The sequence below is a fragment of the Eubacterium album genome (assembly GCF_025336545.1).
GTDB classification, from domain to species: Bacteria; Bacillota; Clostridia; order Lachnospirales; family Lachnospiraceae; genus Eubacterium_U; species Eubacterium_U album.
Map to the genome: position 1 here is coordinate 418,710 of NZ_JAODBU010000003.1, position 16,873 is coordinate 435,582.

28 protein-coding genes and 1 rRNA gene are annotated in these 16,873 nt (G+C 34.6%); all 29 read left to right on the forward strand.

Annotation, left to right across the window (positions count from 1 at the left end; all coding sequences use genetic code 11):
- Positions 1–2: 2 nt before the first annotated feature.
- Positions 3–650 (forward strand): 30S ribosomal protein S3, encoded by a 648-nt coding sequence (gene rpsC, locus N5B56_RS04455; protein ID WP_022088579.1) that lies wholly within the window; start codon positions 3–5, stop codon positions 648–650.
- A complete protein-coding gene (gene rplP / locus N5B56_RS04460) occupies positions 650–1,087 on the forward strand; it encodes a 50S ribosomal protein L16 (RefSeq protein ID WP_022088578.1) in 438 nt (145 codons plus the stop codon). The genes rpsC and rplP overlap by 1 nt, the downstream gene beginning before the upstream one ends.
- A complete protein-coding gene (rpmC, locus tag N5B56_RS04465; RefSeq protein ID WP_022088577.1) occupies positions 1,077–1,286 on the forward strand; it encodes a 50S ribosomal protein L29 in 210 nt (69 codons plus the stop codon). Before rplP ends, rpmC begins: the two co-directional genes overlap by 11 nt.
- Positions 1,287–1,340: 54 nt before the next feature.
- Positions 1,341–1,595 carry a 30S ribosomal protein S17 gene (gene rpsQ, locus N5B56_RS04470; protein ID WP_022088576.1) on the forward strand — a complete coding sequence of 85 codons (255 nt, stop codon included), beginning with the start codon at positions 1,341–1,343 and terminating at the stop codon, positions 1,593–1,595.
- Between the two features lie 31 nt (positions 1,596–1,626).
- Complete coding sequence (rplN, locus tag N5B56_RS04475; RefSeq protein ID WP_022088575.1) at positions 1,627–1,995, forward strand: 50S ribosomal protein L14; 369 nt, start codon at positions 1,627–1,629, stop codon at positions 1,993–1,995.
- A gap of 13 nt (positions 1,996–2,008) precedes the next feature.
- On the forward strand, positions 2,009–2,320 hold the full coding sequence (gene rplX, locus N5B56_RS04480; RefSeq protein WP_022088574.1) for a 50S ribosomal protein L24: 312 nt from the start codon (positions 2,009–2,011) through the stop codon (positions 2,318–2,320).
- A 22-nt stretch (positions 2,321–2,342) separates the two neighbouring features.
- The gene (gene rplE, locus N5B56_RS04485; RefSeq protein WP_022088573.1) at positions 2,343–2,882 is read left to right on the forward strand and encodes a 50S ribosomal protein L5; all 540 of its coding nucleotides are present in this window, start codon (positions 2,343–2,345) and stop codon (positions 2,880–2,882) included.
- A 17-nt stretch (positions 2,883–2,899) separates the two neighbouring features.
- Positions 2,900–3,085: a type Z 30S ribosomal protein S14 gene (locus N5B56_RS04490; protein WP_022088572.1), complete on the forward strand. Its 186-nt coding sequence runs from the start codon at positions 2,900–2,902 to the stop codon at positions 3,083–3,085.
- A gap of 27 nt (positions 3,086–3,112) precedes the next feature.
- Positions 3,113–3,514: a 30S ribosomal protein S8 gene (gene rpsH / locus N5B56_RS04495; RefSeq protein WP_022088571.1), complete on the forward strand. Its 402-nt coding sequence runs from the start codon at positions 3,113–3,115 to the stop codon at positions 3,512–3,514.
- 90 nt (positions 3,515–3,604) lie between these two features.
- Entirely contained in the window at positions 3,605–4,147 is a 543-nt protein-coding gene (gene rplF, locus N5B56_RS04500; RefSeq protein ID WP_022088570.1) for a 50S ribosomal protein L6, read from the forward strand.
- A gap of 17 nt (positions 4,148–4,164) precedes the next feature.
- Complete coding sequence (rplR, locus tag N5B56_RS04505) at positions 4,165–4,527, forward strand: 50S ribosomal protein L18 (RefSeq protein ID WP_022088569.1); 363 nt, start codon at positions 4,165–4,167, stop codon at positions 4,525–4,527.
- Positions 4,528–4,545: 18 nt separating this feature from the next.
- Positions 4,546–5,055, forward strand: a complete 510-nt coding sequence (gene rpsE, locus N5B56_RS04510; RefSeq protein WP_022088568.1) for a 30S ribosomal protein S5 — start codon at positions 4,546–4,548, stop codon at positions 5,053–5,055.
- Positions 5,056–5,071: 16 nt separating this feature from the next.
- The gene (gene rpmD / locus N5B56_RS04515; RefSeq protein WP_022088567.1) at positions 5,072–5,254 is read left to right on the forward strand and encodes a 50S ribosomal protein L30; all 183 of its coding nucleotides are present in this window, start codon (positions 5,072–5,074) and stop codon (positions 5,252–5,254) included.
- Positions 5,255–5,276: 22 nt separating this feature from the next.
- Positions 5,277–5,717: a 50S ribosomal protein L15 gene (gene rplO, locus N5B56_RS04520; RefSeq protein ID WP_022088566.1), complete on the forward strand. Its 441-nt coding sequence runs from the start codon at positions 5,277–5,279 to the stop codon at positions 5,715–5,717.
- Positions 5,717–7,054, forward strand: coding sequence for a preprotein translocase subunit SecY (secY, locus tag N5B56_RS04525; protein ID WP_022088565.1), 1,338 nt, complete (start codon positions 5,717–5,719; stop codon positions 7,052–7,054). The genes rplO and secY overlap by 1 nt, the downstream gene beginning before the upstream one ends.
- Before the next feature lie 79 nt (positions 7,055–7,133).
- Positions 7,134–7,778 carry an adenylate kinase gene (locus N5B56_RS04530; protein ID WP_022088564.1) on the forward strand — a complete coding sequence of 215 codons (645 nt, stop codon included), beginning with the start codon at positions 7,134–7,136 and terminating at the stop codon, positions 7,776–7,778.
- Positions 7,779–7,780: 2 nt separating this feature from the next.
- Positions 7,781–8,533 carry a type I methionyl aminopeptidase gene (gene map / locus N5B56_RS04535; RefSeq protein ID WP_022088563.1) on the forward strand — a complete coding sequence of 251 codons (753 nt, stop codon included), beginning with the start codon at positions 7,781–7,783 and terminating at the stop codon, positions 8,531–8,533.
- Positions 8,534–8,556: 23 nt separating this feature from the next.
- Positions 8,557–8,775: a translation initiation factor IF-1 gene (gene infA, locus N5B56_RS04540; RefSeq protein WP_022088562.1), complete on the forward strand. Its 219-nt coding sequence runs from the start codon at positions 8,557–8,559 to the stop codon at positions 8,773–8,775.
- Positions 8,776–8,870: 95 nt separating this feature from the next.
- Entirely contained in the window at positions 8,871–8,984 is a 114-nt protein-coding gene (gene rpmJ / locus N5B56_RS04545) for a 50S ribosomal protein L36 (protein WP_022088561.1), read from the forward strand.
- A 329-nt stretch (positions 8,985–9,313) separates the two neighbouring features.
- Complete coding sequence (gene rpsM, locus N5B56_RS04550) at positions 9,314–9,682, forward strand: 30S ribosomal protein S13 (RefSeq protein WP_022088560.1); 369 nt, start codon at positions 9,314–9,316, stop codon at positions 9,680–9,682.
- A gap of 25 nt (positions 9,683–9,707) precedes the next feature.
- Complete coding sequence (gene rpsK / locus N5B56_RS04555) at positions 9,708–10,103, forward strand: 30S ribosomal protein S11 (protein ID WP_022088559.1); 396 nt, start codon at positions 9,708–9,710, stop codon at positions 10,101–10,103.
- A gap of 17 nt (positions 10,104–10,120) precedes the next feature.
- A complete protein-coding gene (gene rpsD / locus N5B56_RS04560) occupies positions 10,121–10,714 on the forward strand; it encodes a 30S ribosomal protein S4 (RefSeq protein WP_022088558.1) in 594 nt (197 codons plus the stop codon).
- Between the two features lie 35 nt (positions 10,715–10,749).
- Entirely contained in the window at positions 10,750–11,709 is a 960-nt protein-coding gene (locus tag N5B56_RS04565; protein WP_022088557.1) for a DNA-directed RNA polymerase subunit alpha, read from the forward strand.
- 34 nt (positions 11,710–11,743) lie between these two features.
- Positions 11,744–12,271: a bL17 family ribosomal protein gene (locus N5B56_RS04570; RefSeq protein WP_022088556.1), complete on the forward strand. Its 528-nt coding sequence runs from the start codon at positions 11,744–11,746 to the stop codon at positions 12,269–12,271.
- 287 nt (positions 12,272–12,558) lie between these two features.
- Complete coding sequence (locus tag N5B56_RS04575; RefSeq protein ID WP_117908984.1) at positions 12,559–13,410, forward strand: energy-coupling factor transporter ATPase; 852 nt, start codon at positions 12,559–12,561, stop codon at positions 13,408–13,410.
- A gap of 9 nt (positions 13,411–13,419) precedes the next feature.
- Complete coding sequence (locus N5B56_RS04580) at positions 13,420–14,277, forward strand: energy-coupling factor transporter ATPase (protein WP_260978453.1); 858 nt, start codon at positions 13,420–13,422, stop codon at positions 14,275–14,277.
- Between the two features lie 80 nt (positions 14,278–14,357).
- Positions 14,358–15,194, forward strand: a complete 837-nt coding sequence (locus tag N5B56_RS04585) for an energy-coupling factor transporter transmembrane component T family protein (RefSeq protein ID WP_022088553.1) — start codon at positions 14,358–14,360, stop codon at positions 15,192–15,194.
- Between the two features lie 133 nt (positions 15,195–15,327).
- The gene (gene truA, locus N5B56_RS04590; RefSeq protein ID WP_022088552.1) at positions 15,328–16,068 is read left to right on the forward strand and encodes a tRNA pseudouridine(38-40) synthase TruA; all 741 of its coding nucleotides are present in this window, start codon (positions 15,328–15,330) and stop codon (positions 16,066–16,068) included.
- A gap of 529 nt (positions 16,069–16,597) precedes the next feature.
- Positions 16,598–16,873: ribosomal RNA gene (locus N5B56_RS04595) — 16S ribosomal RNA — on the forward strand; the annotation flags it as partial.

Sequence of the window (16,873 nt, forward strand, 5' to 3'; positions counted from 1 at the left end):
GTATGGGACAGAAAGTTAATCCACATGGCTTAAGAGTCGGAGTTATTAAGGACTGGGACTCAAAGTGGTACGCTGAAGCTGATTTTGCAGACAATCTTGTTGAAGATTACAAAATCAGAGAATATCTTAAAAAGAAATTATACAGCGCAGGTGTTTCTAAGATTGAAATCGAAAGATCATCTGACAGAGTGAGAGTAAACATTTATACAGCTAAGCCTGGTATCGTAATCGGTAAGGGTGGCGCTGAAATTGAAAAAGTTAAAGCTGAAGTTCAGAAAATGACAAGCAAGAAGTTATTTATGGACGTTAAAGATATCAAGAGACCTGACAAGGACGCTCAGTTAGTAGCTGAAAACATTGCTACACAGTTAGAAAACCGTGTATCTTTCAGAAGAGCAATGAAGTCTACAATGTCAAGAACAATGAAGAGTGGAGCTTTAGGAATTAAGGCTGCATGTTCAGGACGTCTTGGTGGTGCTGATATGGCTCGTACAGAATTCTATAGTGAAGGAACAATTCCACTTCAGACATTACGTGCCGATATCGAATATGGTTTCGCTGAAGCTGATACAACTTACGGAAAAGTAGGTGTTAAGGTTTGGATTTACAACGGCGAAATACTTCCAACTAAAGAAGGGAGCGATAAATAATGTTAATGCCTAAGAGAGTTAAACATAGAAAACAGTTTCGTGGTTCTATGAGAGGTAAAGCAACAAGAGGAAATAAGATCACTTACGGTGAATTTGGTATTGTTGCAACAGAACCAGCTTGGATTAAGTCAAATCAGATTGAAGCAGCTCGTATTGCTATGACTCGTTACATCAAGCGTGGTGGTAAAGTTTGGATTAAAATTTTCCCAGATAAACCAGTAACTACAAAACCAGCTGAAACACGTATGGGTTCCGGTAAAGGAACACTTGAATATTGGGTAGCAGTTGTTAAACCAGGACGTGTAATGTTCGAAATCTCTGGTGTTCCTGAAGAAATAGCTAGAGAAGCATTACGTCTTGCTACACACAAGCTTCCAGTAAAATGTAAGATTGTTTCACGTGAAGATTTAGAAGGCGGTGATAACAGTGAAAATTAAGACATATGTAGAAGATTTAAAGACAAAATCAGCTGCAGAATTAAATGATGAATTAGTAGCTGCTAAAAAGGAATTATTTAATTTAAGATTCCAGAACGCAACAAACCAGTTAGACAACACAAGCAGAATCAAAGAAGTTAGAAAAAATATTGCTAGAATTCAGACAGTAATATTTGAAAAGACAAACGCTGCTGAATAGTTTTAGGTTAATCCAATCCACTACAGGTGGAAAGTTAAGAAAGGAGAAATTGTTGTGGAAAGAAATTTAAGAAAAACACGTACAGGTAAAGTTGTAAGTGATAAGATGGATAAGACAATCACAGTTGCTGTAGAAGATCATGTAAAGCATCCATTATACAACAAGATCGTTAAAAGAACTTATAAGTTAAAAGCTCATGACGAAGAAAACCAGTGCGGAATTGGTGATACAGTAAGAGTTATGGAAACAAGACCATTATCAAAAGATAAGAGATGGAGACTTGTAGAAATTATTGAAAAGGCAAGATAATTTGCCTGGATTATAGAAGGAGGAATACAGCATGATTCAACAGGAAAGTAGACTTAAAGTTGCTGATAACACAGGAGCTAAAGAATTACTTTGCATCAGAGTTATGGGCGGATCTACAAGAAGATACGCAAGTATCGGTGACGTAATCGTTGCTACTGTAAAAGATGCAACACCAGGCGGTGTTGTTAAAAAAGGTGATGTAGTAAAGGCCGTAGTAGTTCGTACTGTTAAAGGCGCTCGTCGTAAAGATGGTTCATACATCAGATTTGACGAAAATGCAGCTGTAATTATAAAAGATGATAAGACCCCAAGAGGAACTCGTATTTTTGGGCCGGTAGCCAGAGAATTAAGAGAGAAACAGTTCATGAAAATTGTTTCTTTGGCACCAGAAGTATTATAGGAGGTGTGCTTAGATGTCAGCTATGAAGATTAAAAAAGGCGACACTGTTAGAGTAATCGCTGGTAAAGATAAGTTTAAAGAAGGAAAAGTTTCTTCTGTAGACAAAAAGAACAATAAGGTTACTGTTGAAGGTGTCAACATGCGTACAAAGCACACAAAACCAAGTGCTCAGAACCAGAATGGTGGCATTGTAACACAGGAAGGACCAATTGATGCTTCAAATGTAATGTATGTTCATAAGGGACAGCCAACAAGAGTTGGATACAAATTTGAAGACGGAAAGAAAGTTCGTGTTGCAAAATCAACAGGCGAAGTTATTGATTAATTGAGAGAGGAGGTCCGGAAAGTTGAGTAGACTTAAGGAGACTTATAAGAATGAGATTATGGATGCCATGACAAAGAAGTTCGGTTATAAGAACGTAATGCAGGTACCTAAGCTTGATAAAATTGTAATTAACATGGGCGTTGGCGAAGCTAAAGAGAACGCTAAGATTTTAGATACAGCTGTTAAAGATCTTGAAATTATTTCAGGACAGAAGGCTGTTGTAACAAGAGCTAAAAACTCAGTAGCTAACTTCAAATTAAGAGAAGGACAGCCAATCGGATGTAAAGTTACTCTTAGAGGAGAAAAGATGTACGAATTCTTAGATAGATTAGTAAACCTTGCACTTCCTCGTGTACGTGACTTTAGAGGAGTTAACCCAAATGCATTCGACGGAAGAGGAAATTATGCTTTAGGAATTAAAGAACAGTTAATTTTCCCTGAAATTGAATACGATAAAGTAGACAAAGTTAGAGGTATGGACATAATTTTTGTTACTACAGCTAACACAGATGAAGAAGCTCGTGAATTATTGACATTATTTAATATGCCATTTGCAAAATAGTTTTAGGAGGTAAATCCATGGCTAGAACTGCTATGAAAGTTAAACAGCAACGTAAAGCTAAATTCTCTACACAAGAATACAGTCGTTGTAGAATTTGTGGTCGTCCACATGCTTATTTAAGAAAATACGGAATTTGCAGAGTTTGCTTCCGTGAATTAGCATACAAAGGACAGATACCAGGCGTTAAAAAAGCAAGCTGGTAAGAGATAAATTGATAGGAGGAAAGAAACATGACTATGAGTGATCCAATCGCAGATATGCTTACAAGAATCCGTAACGCAAACACTGCTAAACATGATACAGTTGATGTTCCTGCATCAAAGATGAAATTAGCTATCGCTGAAATTCTTTTAAATGAAGGATATATCAAGAAGTATGAAGTCATTGAAGACGGTAATTTTAAAACAATCAGAATCACATTAAAATATGGTAAAGATAAGAATGATAAAGTTATTTCAGGAATCAAGAAGATTTCTAAGCCGGGTCTTCGTGTTTACGCTAGTAAAGACGAACTTCCAAGAGTTCTTGGAGGACTTGGAATTGCAATCATTTCTACAAACAAAGGTGTGGTTACAGATAAAGTTGCAAGAAAAGAAAACGTTGGTGGAGAAGTTCTCGCTTTCGTTTGGTAGGAAGAAAATAACGTTAAGAGATGAGATAAGATTGAAGAGTTTCTCTTCTTTCTTAGTCCAACTCTTCATTATTAATAAGGAGGTAACGGCATGTCACGTATAGGAAGAATGCCTATCGCTATACCAGCAGGAGTAACTGTTGATATTGCAGAAAATAATAAGGTGACTATTACAGGACCTAAGGGAACTCTTGAAAGAGTATTACCTGCGGAAATGGAAATTAAAAAAGACGGTGAAGAAATCATCGTTAGCAGACCAAATGATTTAAAGAAAATGAAATCATTACACGGTCTTACAAGAACACTTATCAACAATATGGTTGTTGGTGTTACAGAAGGATACCAGAAAGTTCTTGAAATCAACGGTGTTGGTTACAGAGGACAGAAACAGGGAAATAAATTAATTCTTTCATTAGGTTATTCACATCCAGTAGAAATGGAAGATCCAGAAGGAATCACAGTTGAAATGGATGGACAGAATAAGATAATAATTAAAGGTATTGATAAAGAAAAAGTAGGCCAGTACGCTGCTGAAATCAGAACAAAGAGAGCACCTGAACCTTACAAAGGAAAAGGTATCAAATATGAAGATGAAGTTATCAGACGTAAAGTTGGTAAGACTGGTAAGAAATAATTAAAGGAGTGTAAGAAATGATTAGTAAGAAATCAAGAAGCGAAATTCGTGTTAAAAAGCATAACAGACTGCGTAATCATTTAAGTGGAACAACAGAATGTCCACGTTTAGCAGTTTTCAGAAGTAATAATCATATGTATGCTCAAATTATTGACGATACAGTTGGAAAGACTCTTGTAGCTGCTTCAACACTTGAAGCTAAGAAAGAGTTAGAAAAAACTAATAACGTTGATGCTGCAGCATATGTAGGTAAGCTTATTGCTGAAAGAGCAATTGAAAAAGGTATTAAAGAAGTTGTTTACGATAGAGGCGGCTTTATATATCAGGGTAAAGTTAAAGCATTAGCTGATGCAGCTAGAGAAGCTGGATTAGAATTTTAGTTGAGGAGGATAACACACATGAGACGTGAAATAATTGATGCAAGTCAGTTAGAATTAGAAGAAAAAGTAGTGTCTATCAAACGTGTTACTAAGGTTGTTAAAGGTGGACGTAATGCCAGATTCTCAGCTTTAGTAGTAGTTGGAGACAAAAATGGACACGTTGGTGCAGGCGTTGGAAAAGCAGCTGAAATTCCTGAAGCTATTCGTAAAGGTAAAGAGGATGCTATGAAGAGTCTCGTAAGCGTACCAATGGATGAAAATAAGAGTGTAACATTTGATACAATCGGTAAATTCGGAAGTGCTTCTGTATTACTTAAGAAGGCTCCAGAAGGTACTGGTGTAATCGCTGGTGGTCCTGCTCGTAGTGTAGTTGAACTTGCAGGTATTACAAACATCCGTACAAAATCTTTAGGATCTAACAATAAGCAGAACGTAGTTCTTGCTACAATTGAAGGTTTAGCTTCATTAAAGACTCCAGAAGAAGTAGCTGCACTTCGCGGTAAATCTGTTGAAGAGATTTTAGGCTAGTAGGAGGTAATTAGAAATGGCAGATAAATTAAAAATTACTTTGGTAAAATCAACAATTGGAGCAGTTCCAAAGAATAGAAAAACTGTTGAAGCTTTAGGTCTTACAAAGATTAACAAGACAGTTGAAATGCCTGACAACGCTGCAGTCAGAGGTATGATTCAGAAAGTTAGACATTTAGTAAAAGTTGAAGAAATATAATCAATAGATAGGAGGTGCGACAATGGATTTATCAAATTTAAAGCCAGCAGATGGTTCAAAGCATAGTGATAATTTCAGAAGAGGCCGTGGACATGGTTCAGGAAATGGCAAGACAGCAGGTAAGGGTCACAAAGGACAGAAAGCTCGTTCAGGAAGCCCAAGACCTGGTTTCGAAGGTGGTCAGATGCCATTATATAGAAGAATTCCTAAGAGAGGTTTTACATGTATTAATTCAAAGAAAATAGTAGGTATTAATGTAAGTGCATTAGAAAGATTTGATAATGACACTACAGTTACTGTAGAAACTCTTTTAGAAAGCGGAGTTATTAAGAATCCACGTGATGGCGTTAAGATTCTTGGTAATGGCGAATTAACAAAGAAGCTTACAGTAAAAGTTAATGCTTTTAGTGAAGGAGCAAAAGCTAAGATTGAAAGCCTTGGCGGAACATGTGAGGTGATCTAATGTTAGAAACACTTCGTAATGCTTTAAAAGTTAAAGAAATAAGAAAAAGATTATTGTACACATTTATGATGTTAGTAGTAGTAAGATTAGGTAGTCAGATACCACTTCCATTTGTAAATGGTGATACAGTTAAATCAATAACATCACAGTTTAGCGAAGGGGCTTTCAGCTTCTTCGCTGCTATTACAGGTGGTTCAATGGAAAATATGTCTATTTTCGCATTGAGTATTACACCTTACATTACAGCTTCCATCATCATCCAGTTATTAACAATTGCAATTCCTAAGTTAGAGGAAATGCAGAAAGATGGTGAAGAAGGAAGAAAGAAACTTGCAGAAATTACAAGATATGTAACAGTAGCATTAGCACTTATCGAAAGTACAGCCATGACAATTGGATTTGCAAATCAGGGATTGTTTAATACAGATACAATCACAATCTCAAATATGAGTACATTCCGTCATGTTGGTGTAATCGTTATGGGCGTTGTTGCTATGACAGCCGGTTCAGCAGCACTTATGTGGATTGGTGAACAAATTACAGAAAGTGGTGTTGGTAATGGTATTTCTATCGTGTTAGTAATTAACATTGTATCAAGAATGCCAAGTGATATTGCCGGATTATTTACAAATTATGTAACAGGAGCAAGTTCAATTGGTGGAAAGATTTTAGCGATTATTATTATAATTGCTGTAGTAGTTGGAATTATTGCTTATGTAGTATGGCTTCAGGATGGTGTTCGTCACATCGGCGTTCAGATGTCTCAGAAAGTACAGGGAAGACGTCAGGTTGGTGGACAACAGTCAACAATTCCTTTGAAAGTTAATACTGCAGGTGTTATCCCAATTATCTTTGCATCATCAATTTTGCAATTCCCAGTTGTAATTGCACAATTTTTTGGAAAAACACCTGAATGGACAAACTATTTAAGTCAGTCACATTGGTGTAATCCTGCACATATGAAATATTCAATCGGATTTGTTGCTTACATAGTAATGATTATATTCTTTGCATATTTCTATACTTCAATAACATTTAACCCTAGAGAGGTTGCTAAGAACCTTAACGACAGAGGTGGATTTATTACAGGTATCAGAAGTGGTAAGCCAACAGTAGAATATTTGACAAATATATTAAACTACATTATTTTAATTGGAGCAATCGGACTTATTATTGCAGCTTGTATTCCAATTGTAGCTTCAGGAGTTGCTGGAGCAAATGTTTCTTTTGGTGGTACATCAATAATCATCATTGTAGGTGTTATTCTTGAAACAATAACAACAGTTAAATCAATGATGACAGAACGTAAGTATCAGAATGTAAAAGGAATCTTTTAGTAGCATAGGGGGCAGTCACCAGACTAGTCCCCTTGATTGCTAGAATAGAAAAATTAAGAAGTTGTGAGGATTGTAAACTATGAAAATAATTATGTTAGGCGCGCCTGGTGCAGGAAAAGGAACACAGGCAAAGATGATCGCTGAGAAATATAATATACCACATATTTCTACAGGGGATATTTTTAGAGCAAATATTAAAAATGGAACTGAATTAGGGAAAAAAGCTAAGGAATATATTGATCAGGGACAGTTAGTACCGGATGAATTAACATTAGACTTAGTTATGGATAGATTTAAAAAAGATGACTGTAAAAACGGTTATGTATTAGATGGTTTCCCAAGAACTATTCCGCAGGCACAGGCTTTAGATGAAGCGTTAAAAGCAATTGGCGAGAAAGTTGATTATGCAATTGATGTTGATGTGCCGGATGAAAATATCGTAAGAAGAATGGGTGGAAGAAGAGCTTGCGTATCTTGTGGAGCAACATACCACGTTGTATACAACCCAACTAAGGTTGAAGGCAAGTGTGACAGATGTGGAAACGATTTAATAATAAGAGATGATGATAAACCGGAAACAGTTTTGAAAAGATTAGATGTTTATCATAAACAAACACAGCCTTTAATTGATTATTATAATGAACAAGGCGTATTAAGAAGTGTTGATGGTACAATTGACATGAATGATGTGTTTGCTGCGATAAATGATATTTTAGGAGCATAACAATGGCGGTAACAATTAAATCAGAGAGAGAAATTGAACTCATGAGACAGGCAGGCAAGTATATTGCAATGGCTCACGCAGAGTTAGAAAAAGAAGTAAAGCCTGGAATGAGTACTTATCAAATTGATAAAATTGGTGAAGAAATAATTAGAAGTTATGGTTGTATTCCTACATGCTTAGGCTATGAAGGATATCCTGCTTCATTGTGTATTTCTGTTAATGATGAAGTAGTACATGGAATTCCAAGAAAAGACCGTTTTGTAGAAAATGGTGATATTGTCAGCTTAGATTTTTGTTTAAGCTATAAAGGATATCAGTCTGATTGCGCCAGAACATTGGCAATTGGAGAAATAAGTGATGATGCAAAACAGTTAATCGAAGTGACAAAACAATGTTTTTTTGAAGGAATTAAATATGCTAAAGAAGGTTGCCATTTATATCAGATATCAGCAGCTATAAATGATTATGCTGATAAATTCGGATATGGTGTAGTAAGAGACTTAGTAGGACATGGTATTGGTAGAGAAATGCATGAAGACCCACAAATTCCAAACTTCAGACAAAGAAGAAGAGGAATGAAGTTACAGGCTGGAATGACATTGTGCATAGAACCTATGATAAATATGGGAAGAGCAGATGTAGCATTTATGGATGATGATTGGACAGTAGTAACAGATGATGGAAGTTTAGCAGCTCATTATGAAAATACAGTTCTTATTACAAAAGGAGAACCGGAAATACTTACTTTGATTTAACCGAAAAAAAGGAGGATATATAAATGTCTAAAGCAGATGTAATTGAAATAGAAGGAAAGGTAATTGAAAAATTACCAAACACAATGTTTCGTGTTGAATTGGAAAATGGACATGTAGTATTAGCTCATATAAGTGGAAAACTTCGCATGAACTACATTAAAATTTTACCAGGAGACAAAGTAACAATTGAGATGTCACCATATGATTTATCTAAAGGAAGAATTATCTGGAGAGATAAATAATATGGTTGATAAATAAATTTAAAAGTTTTTGTTGCTATATTTTGACAAGTGTGTTAATATATATAACGGACTTTTTTTGAAAGGAGGATTTTTCAATGAAGGTAAGATCATCAGTTAAACCAATTTGCGAAAAATGCAAAGTCATTAAAAGAAAGGGAAGCGTTAGAGTTATCTGCGAAAATCCTAAGCATAAACAGCGTCAGGGTTAATTTCTGACATATTGAGTGAATATTTGGTTGTATTCACTTGTTTGTGCACTTTAAGAAGTTGTGTAATATCACAACGAATTAATTTGCGGCTGCAGTAGCAATATGCTACTATTAGATATTAGTAGTAAGAGAATTTTCAAGTACGTTTTCTTACTATATTAATCAGCGAATAGCTGAGAAACAGAATGTGGATGCTTAAAAATTGCTGATTAAGCATCAAGAAACAATTTAACGTTAGGTTACATGGGTGCGCACAACATTTCAGACGTGCAAAGCACGGGCTGCGTAATTTGTGGAACTTATCAATTTAACTAATGGAGGTTATACACATGGCTCGTATTTCAGGTGTTGATTTACCAAGAGAAAAGAGAGTTGAAATTGGCTTGACTTATATTTATGGAATTGGACTTCCAAGCTCACAGAGAATTTTAGCTGAAGCTAATGTAGATCCTAACACACGTTGTAAAGATTTAACAGACGATGAAGTTAAGAAGATTAGCGAAGTTATCGATGCAAGCCAGACTGTTGAAGGTGATTTAAGAAGAGAAATCGCTTTAAACATTAAGAGATTACAAGAAATTGGATGTTACAGAGGAATTCGTCATAGAAGAGGACTTCCTGTTCGCGGTCAGAAGACAAAGACTAATGCAAGAACAAGAAAAGGTCCAAAGAGAACTGTAGCAAATAAGAAGAAATAGTACCCATAAGGGAGGTTAGTTTAAAATGGCTAAAAAAGTTACAAAGAAAGTGACAAAAAAGCGTATTAAGAAAAACGTTGAACACGGACAGGCACATATCCAGGCATCATTTAACAATACAATTGTTACATTAACAGATGCTGAAGGAAATGCCTTATCATGGGCAAGTGCTGGTGGTCTAGGATTTAGAGGTTCAAAGAAATCTACTCCTTATGCAGCTCAGATGGCAGCTGAAACTGCAACAAAAGCAGCTTTAGTACATGGCTTAAAGACAGTAGATGTTATGGTTAAAGGTCCAGGTTCAGGTAGAGAAGCAGCAATTCGTGCTTTAGCAACTTGTGGACTTGAAGTTACAAGTATCAAGGATGTTACTCCTGTTCCACATAATGGATGTCGCCCACCAAAGCGTAGAAGAGTCTAATTTAGGAGGGAATAGAAATGGCAGTAAATAGAGTTCCTGTTCTTAAAAGATGTAGATCTCTCGGTTTAGATCCGATTTATTTAGGAATAGACAAGAAATCAAATAGAAACTTAAACAGATCTAGTAGAAAAATGAGTGAATATGGACTTCAGTTAAGAGAAAAACAGAAAGCTAAATTCATTTATGGTGTTTTAGAAAAACCTTTCAGAAATTACTTCAAGAAGGCTTCAAAGATGCCAGGTCAGACAGGTGAAAACCTTATGATTTTATTAGAACGTAGACTTGATAATGTTGTATTCCGTATGGGATATGCTAGAACAAGAAAAGAAGCAAGACAGATTGTTGATCATAAGCACGTATTAGTAAACGGAAAGCAGGTTAACATTCCTTCTTACTTAATTAAAGCAGGCGATGTTATCGAAATTAAAGAAGGTTGCAAGTCATCACAGAGATACAAAGATATCGTAGAAGTGACTGGCGGAAGAACAGTTCCATCATGGCTTGAAGCAGACCAGGAAAATCTTAAGGGTGAAATTAAAGAACTTCCAAAGAGAGAAGAGATTGATGTTCCCGTAGATGAAATGCTTATTGTCGAATTATATTCTAAATAAGCTTAAGCAATTCCCAATAAAGGAGGGGCTAATTAGTGTTCGATTTTGAAAGACCAAATATAATAACAGAGAAATCAGAAGATGGTAGATATGGTAAGTTTGTTGTAGAACCTCTTGAAAGAGGTTACGGAACAACACTTGGCAATGCATTAAGAAGAATTATGCTTTCTACATTACCAGGTGCAGCTGTAAGCCAGATTAAAATTGACGGAGTTCTTCATGAATTCAGTTCAATACCAGGTGTAAAAGAAGATGTTACTGAAATAATTTTAAATATCAAACAGCTTGCTATTAAAAACAATAGTGCTACTAATGAACCAAAGGTTGCACATATTGAAGCAAGTGGAGATTGTGTTGTAACAGCAGCTGATATTCAAGTAGATTCTGATATTGAGATTTTAAACCCAGAGTTGGTTATTGCAACACTTAACGGTGGCGCAGACAGCAAGCTTAGTATGGAATTAATTATCACAAAAGGCAGAGGATACATTAGTGCTGACAAGAATAAGAATGATAGTTTACCAATCGGCGTGATTGCTGTAGATTCAATCTACACACCAGTTGAAAGAGTAAATATGTCAGTACAGAATACTCGTGTAGGCCAGGTAACTGATTTTGATAAACTTACATTGGATGTTTATACAAACGGCACTTTGGAAACAGACGAAGCTGTTAGTTTAGCAGCTAAGGTTCTCAGCGAACACTTAAAACTGTTTATTGATTTGTCAGAAAATGCAAGAAATGCAGAAGTAATCGTAGATGCTGTAGATGATGAAATCGATAAAGTGTTAGAAATGAACATTGATGAGTTGGAATTATCAGTTCGTTCATACAATTGTTTGAAGAGAGCAGGTATCAATACAGTTGAGGAATTAACAAACAAGACTCCTGAAGATATGATGAAGGTTAGAAACTTAGGCCGTAAATCATTAGATGAAGTGCTTGCGAAGTTGAAAGAACTCGGCCTTGAATTGAGACCAAGCGATGAAAACTAATATTTATTAGTTTAAATATTATGGAGGTAAGAAAATGGCAGGTTATAGAAAACTTGGAAGAACTTCAAGTCAAAGAAAAGCTTTAATTAGAGGTCAGGTTACAAGTCTTTTAAATAACGGCAAGATTGTTACTACTGAAGCAAGAGCTAAAGAAATTCGTAAAGTTGCTGAAGGTCTTATTGCATTAGCAGTTAAAGAAAAAGATAACTTTGATGAAGTAACAGTTGTAGCTAAAGTAGCTCGTAAAGATAAAGATGGCAAGAATGTTAAAGAAGTCGTAGACGGCAAGAAAGTAACAGTATATGATGAAGAACAGAAGACAATCAAGAAAGATCAGCCTTCACGTCTTCATGCTAGACGTCAGATGAACAAAGTTCTTTACGATGTAACAGAAAATGCTACAGGTAAGAAGAAAGACAGAAAGAAAGTTGACTTAACTAACAAGTTATTTGATGAAATTGCTCCAAAGTATGCAGATCGTAATGGCGGATATACAAGAATTGTAAAAATCGGTCAGAGAAAAGGTGATGCTGCAATGGAAGTATTACTTGAATTAGTATAATAAATAAAGTTTAACTTATATATAAAACGGACAAATGTTGTTGATAAGGCAATGTTTGTCCGTTTTGTTATATAGGCTTTTTGTCAAGCATGGGGTTAATCCAAATTGTAAGAAAAGATAAATAAGTAATTATATTTTGCTACGCCAAATAAAACCAATAACAAAATTTTGACTATTATAAGGTGAAATATAAAACTATATAGAAAAAATTATTGCTATAATTTCAATTATGTGCAAAAATAAAGCGTGAATAAAACTTGAAATTCAAAACAATTTGAGGATATGACATGGGAATAATTAATATAAAACATTTGGTTCATAAATTTAAAGACAATGATGAAAATGCAGAAATAATAACAGCCATTGATGGCGTAGATCTTGATGTAGAAGAAGGACAGTTTATTGCAATATTAGGTCATAATGGTTCAGGTAAATCGTCTTTGGCAAAACATATTAATGCGTTGCTTGCTCCGACTGAAGGAACAGTTTTAATATCCGGGATGAATACTAAAGATGAAAAGAAAATTTGGGATATAAGACAACAGGCAGGAATGGTATTTCAGAATCCTGATAATCAGATTGTATCGGCTGTTGTTGAAGAAGATGTAGCATTTGGACCGGAAAATCTGGGTGTTCCAACCGAAAAAATATGGGAACAGGTAAATTATGCGCTAAAAGCAGTTGATATGACTGCGTATAGACTTCATTCTCCAATGAAATTATCAGGCGGACAGAAGCAAAGAGTAGCAATAGCAGGAATAATAGCAATGGAACCTAAATGCATTATATTAGACGAACCTACAGCAATGCTTGATCCAATTGGAAGGGAAGAAGTTATTTCAACATTAGAAGAACTGAACAAGGCTAAAAATATAACAATTATCTTAATTACACATCATATGAGTGAAACTATACATGCAGATAAAATATTTGTAATGAATAAGGGAAAAATAGAATTACAGGGAACACCAAGAGAAGTTTTCTGTGAAGTTGAAAAAATGAAGGAATTAGGACTTGAAGTTCCGCAGGTTACAGAATTAGGCTTTGAATTACAAAAGGAAGGCTTAAACATAAAAAATGGGACATTAGAGATAGATGAGTTAGTAGATGAGATAGTTAGGGTATACAATAATAACTAGGAGGCCAAAATGGGAATACGACTTGAAAATGTATGCTACACATATGGCAGTGATACTACAAGTGAAATAAAAGCGTTAAATAACGTTAATTTGGAAATAAATAAAGGTGAATTTGTTGCAATTATAGGACACACAGGCTCTGGAAAATCAACATTAATACAGCATTTTAACGGATTGGAAAGACCAAAGAGCGGAAATGTATTTTATAATAATGAAAATATATATGAAAATAATTATGATTTGCGAAAACTTAGATGCAAAGTCGGGCTTGTTTTTCAATATCCGGAGCATCAGTTATTTGAAGAAACAGTGCTTAAAGATGTCTGTTTCGGCCCAATGAATATGGGAATGAGTAGGGAAGAAGCAGAAAAAAAGGCTAAATTAGTGCTTGAACAGGTTGGAATAAACGAAAAATGCTATAACAAATCTCCTTTCGAACTGTCAGGCGGACAAAAAAGAAGAGTAGCAATAGCAGGAGTTCTGGCTATGAATCCAGAAATAATAGTCTTAGATGAACCAACTGCGGGATTAGATCCAAAAGGAAGGGATAAAATTTTAAATAGAATTAAAGAATTACATGATAATACAGGCATAGGAGTTATTTTGGTGTCTCATAGCATGGAAGATGTAGCAAATTATGCACAGCGCCTTATCGTAATAAATAATGGTAAGATAAAATATGATGGAATGCCAAAGGATGTATTTAAGCATTATAAAGAATTAGAAAAGATGGGACTTAAAGCACCCCAGATTACGTATATTATGCATAAGTTAAAAGAAAAAGGGTTAGATGTAGATGAGAATGTTATAACAATTGAAGAAGCACGTGAAAATATTATGCAATGTCTAAATAGAAAAGACATTTAGAACAATAGTAATAATATATAGAAAGGTATGCAAAGTCGTAATTTAATAGATACTAAAAAGACTTTGAATTAGATAGATAAATGGCAGAAATAACATTAGGACAATATTATCCTGAAAATTCAATAATTCATAAATTAGATCCTAGGGTAAAACTATTTGGCACTTTAATATTTATAATAGCTATTTTTTCAACAAATAACATTATAGGATTACTTGCAATTGTAATGTTTTTGGCAATTATAATAAAAATATCTAAAGTACCATTTGCAAAAATAATAAAAGGGATAAAAGGAATATTATTTTTACTTGTATTTACGATAGTGTTAAATATTTTATTTACCCCAGGAACACCAATCATAACATTTTGGATAATTAAAATAACTAAAGAAGGATTAATAACAGGTGGATTTTTAACATTTAGATTAACATTTTTAGTGTTGAGTACATCTGTTTTGACATTAACCACTACACCTAACGATTTATCAGACGGATTGGAAAAATCATTTGCATTTTTAAATAAAATACACTTTCCGGTACATGAAATGGCAATGATGATGTCTTTAGCCTTAAGGTTCATTCCGACTTTAGTTGAGGAAACAGAGAAAATAAAAAAAGCTCAAATGGCAAGAGGAGCAGACTTTGAAACAGGCGGACTTATGCAGCGTGTTAAAAGTTTAATACCATTGTTAGTACCACTATTTGTTTCTTCTATAAGAAGAGCGCTGGATTTAGCGATGGCTATGGAAGCGAGATGTTATCATGGTGGCAATAGAACAAAATTAAAACCACTTGTTTATAAGAAAAAGGATAAAATATCATATTTAGTATTAGTTGGCTTTTTGTGTGTGATATTAGGAGCAGGATTTGTTACGAATAATTTAGTGATGTTTAAGTTTCTGAGCATAAAAGCAAGCTAAAATATGATAAATATATTAGTAAAAATAAAATTGTATTAATAAACAATAGAAAAATAAAATAAGTTATTAATAATTTGCAAATATAATCTTGTAATATATACAATTAATCGTTTATTAGGAGAATTATAAATAAATGAAGAGAGTAAAATTAATTATAGCGTATGATGGCACAAATTATTGTGGATGGCAAATACAAATAAATGGAATAACTGTAGAGGAAGTGCTTAATAAAGCTATAAGTGAATTGACAGGAGTAGAAACAGCTGTTATTGGAGCGAGTAGAACTGATTCGGGGGTCCATGCTATGGGAAATGTAGCTGTTTTTGATACGGAATCAAAAATTCCGGGTGAGAAATTTTCATTTGCATTAAATCAAAGACTGCCTAATGATATTAGAATACAAAAATCAGAGGAAGTTCCGCTGGAATGGCATCCGAGATTTTGTAATAGTACAAAAACATATGAATATAAGATTTTAAATAGAAAATTTGATATGCCAACGCAGAGACTATATACCCACTTTGTATATATGCCCTTAAATGTTGAAAAAATGAAAGAAGCAGCAAAATATATAGTAGGAGAACATGACTTTGCAAGTTTTTGCTCATCGGGAAGTCAGGTTGAAAGTACAGTTAGAACCGTATATAGATTAGAGGTAGATAAAAATGACGATGTCATATCAATAATAATATCTGGTAATGGGTTCTTATATAATATGGTGAGGATAATTGTAGGTACTTTAATAAAAGTAGGATTGGGAGTATATCCACCAGAATATGTAAAAGAAATAATAGAGGCAAAAGATAGAAATGCAGCGGGACCTAAAGCACCGGCATGTGGCTTAATGCTGGTTAAGATAGACTATGAGGATTGAATGAAAAAATAACTATAAACTAAAGTCTAAGAAGAAATAGAAAATATGATGATTCCACCATATAGAAGATTATTCTATATAGTGGAATTTTCTTTATTAATTGCACAAAATATTAAAGTTAGACAAATAAAGAGGGTAGAATTTAAATTTGCAAGATAACATACAAATGAAGAATGAAGAAAAATAAATAAAATTGAAAAAAAGTGTTGACAATTGTATATAAAAGTTGTATTCTATTCAAGCTGACTGTTGAGACAGCAGTTCAGACAGAAAAATTTAATTGATTCTAAGTTTTGAATAACGAAGAAAAATATAAAAAAGTTGTTGACAAAGCAGAACAATCGTGATAATATGAACGAGTTGCTGCTGAAACGGCAACAAGCAAAACAAGAACATTGATAATTGAACAGCAACCATCCCTGAAAATGAATAAAAGATTTTCAGTGAACGTCATCAGAAATGATGAATTCCAAAACAACAGTAATTGATGGAAGAATGGCTAACGTCATTCTGAAATGGATTAAAAACTTTAAACGAGAGTTTGATCCTGGCTCAGGATGAACGCTGGCGGCGTGCTTAACACATGCAAGTCGAACGAAGCACCATGGACAGAATTTTTCGGAAGGACGACTATGGCGACTTAGTGGCGGACGGGTGAGTAACGCGTGGGTAACCTGCCCTGTACTGGGGGACAACAGTTGGAAACGACTGCTAATACCGCATAAGCGCACAGCATCGCATGATGCAGTGTGAAAAACTCCGGTGGTACAGGATGGACCCGCGTCTGATTAGCTAGTTGGTGAGG

Coding starts and splice junctions, on each gene's coding strand:
- rpsC (WP_022088579.1), top strand. CDS start 3: ATGGGACAGAAAGTTAATCCACATGGCTTAAGAGTCGGAGTTATTAAG.
- rplP (WP_022088578.1), top strand. CDS start 650: ATGTTAATGCCTAAGAGAGTTAAACATAGAAAACAGTTTCGTGGTTCT.
- rplN (WP_022088575.1), top strand. CDS start 1,627: ATGATTCAACAGGAAAGTAGACTTAAAGTTGCTGATAACACAGGAGCT.
- rplX (WP_022088574.1), top strand. CDS start 2,009: ATGTCAGCTATGAAGATTAAAAAAGGCGACACTGTTAGAGTAATCGCT.
- N5B56_RS04490 (WP_022088572.1), top strand. CDS start 2,900: ATGGCTAGAACTGCTATGAAAGTTAAACAGCAACGTAAAGCTAAATTC.
- rpsH (WP_022088571.1), top strand. CDS start 3,113: ATGACTATGAGTGATCCAATCGCAGATATGCTTACAAGAATCCGTAAC.
- rplF (WP_022088570.1), top strand. CDS start 3,605: ATGTCACGTATAGGAAGAATGCCTATCGCTATACCAGCAGGAGTAACT.
- rplR (WP_022088569.1), top strand. CDS start 4,165: ATGATTAGTAAGAAATCAAGAAGCGAAATTCGTGTTAAAAAGCATAAC.
- rpsE (WP_022088568.1), top strand. CDS start 4,546: ATGAGACGTGAAATAATTGATGCAAGTCAGTTAGAATTAGAAGAAAAA.
- rpmD (WP_022088567.1), top strand. CDS start 5,072: ATGGCAGATAAATTAAAAATTACTTTGGTAAAATCAACAATTGGAGCA.
- rplO (WP_022088566.1), top strand. CDS start 5,277: ATGGATTTATCAAATTTAAAGCCAGCAGATGGTTCAAAGCATAGTGAT.
- secY (WP_022088565.1), top strand. CDS start 5,717: ATGTTAGAAACACTTCGTAATGCTTTAAAAGTTAAAGAAATAAGAAAA.
- N5B56_RS04530 (WP_022088564.1), top strand. CDS start 7,134: ATGAAAATAATTATGTTAGGCGCGCCTGGTGCAGGAAAAGGAACACAG.
- map (WP_022088563.1), top strand. CDS start 7,781: ATGGCGGTAACAATTAAATCAGAGAGAGAAATTGAACTCATGAGACAG.
- infA (WP_022088562.1), top strand. CDS start 8,557: ATGTCTAAAGCAGATGTAATTGAAATAGAAGGAAAGGTAATTGAAAAA.
- rpmJ (WP_022088561.1), top strand. CDS start 8,871: ATGAAGGTAAGATCATCAGTTAAACCAATTTGCGAAAAATGCAAAGTC.
- rpsM (WP_022088560.1), top strand. CDS start 9,314: ATGGCTCGTATTTCAGGTGTTGATTTACCAAGAGAAAAGAGAGTTGAA.
- rpsK (WP_022088559.1), top strand. CDS start 9,708: ATGGCTAAAAAAGTTACAAAGAAAGTGACAAAAAAGCGTATTAAGAAA.
- rpsD (WP_022088558.1), top strand. CDS start 10,121: ATGGCAGTAAATAGAGTTCCTGTTCTTAAAAGATGTAGATCTCTCGGT.
- N5B56_RS04570 (WP_022088556.1), top strand. CDS start 11,744: ATGGCAGGTTATAGAAAACTTGGAAGAACTTCAAGTCAAAGAAAAGCT.
- N5B56_RS04575 (WP_117908984.1), top strand. CDS start 12,559: ATGGGAATAATTAATATAAAACATTTGGTTCATAAATTTAAAGACAAT.
- N5B56_RS04580 (WP_260978453.1), top strand. CDS start 13,420: ATGGGAATACGACTTGAAAATGTATGCTACACATATGGCAGTGATACT.
- N5B56_RS04585 (WP_022088553.1), top strand. CDS start 14,358: ATGGCAGAAATAACATTAGGACAATATTATCCTGAAAATTCAATAATT.
- truA (WP_022088552.1), top strand. CDS start 15,328: ATGAAGAGAGTAAAATTAATTATAGCGTATGATGGCACAAATTATTGT.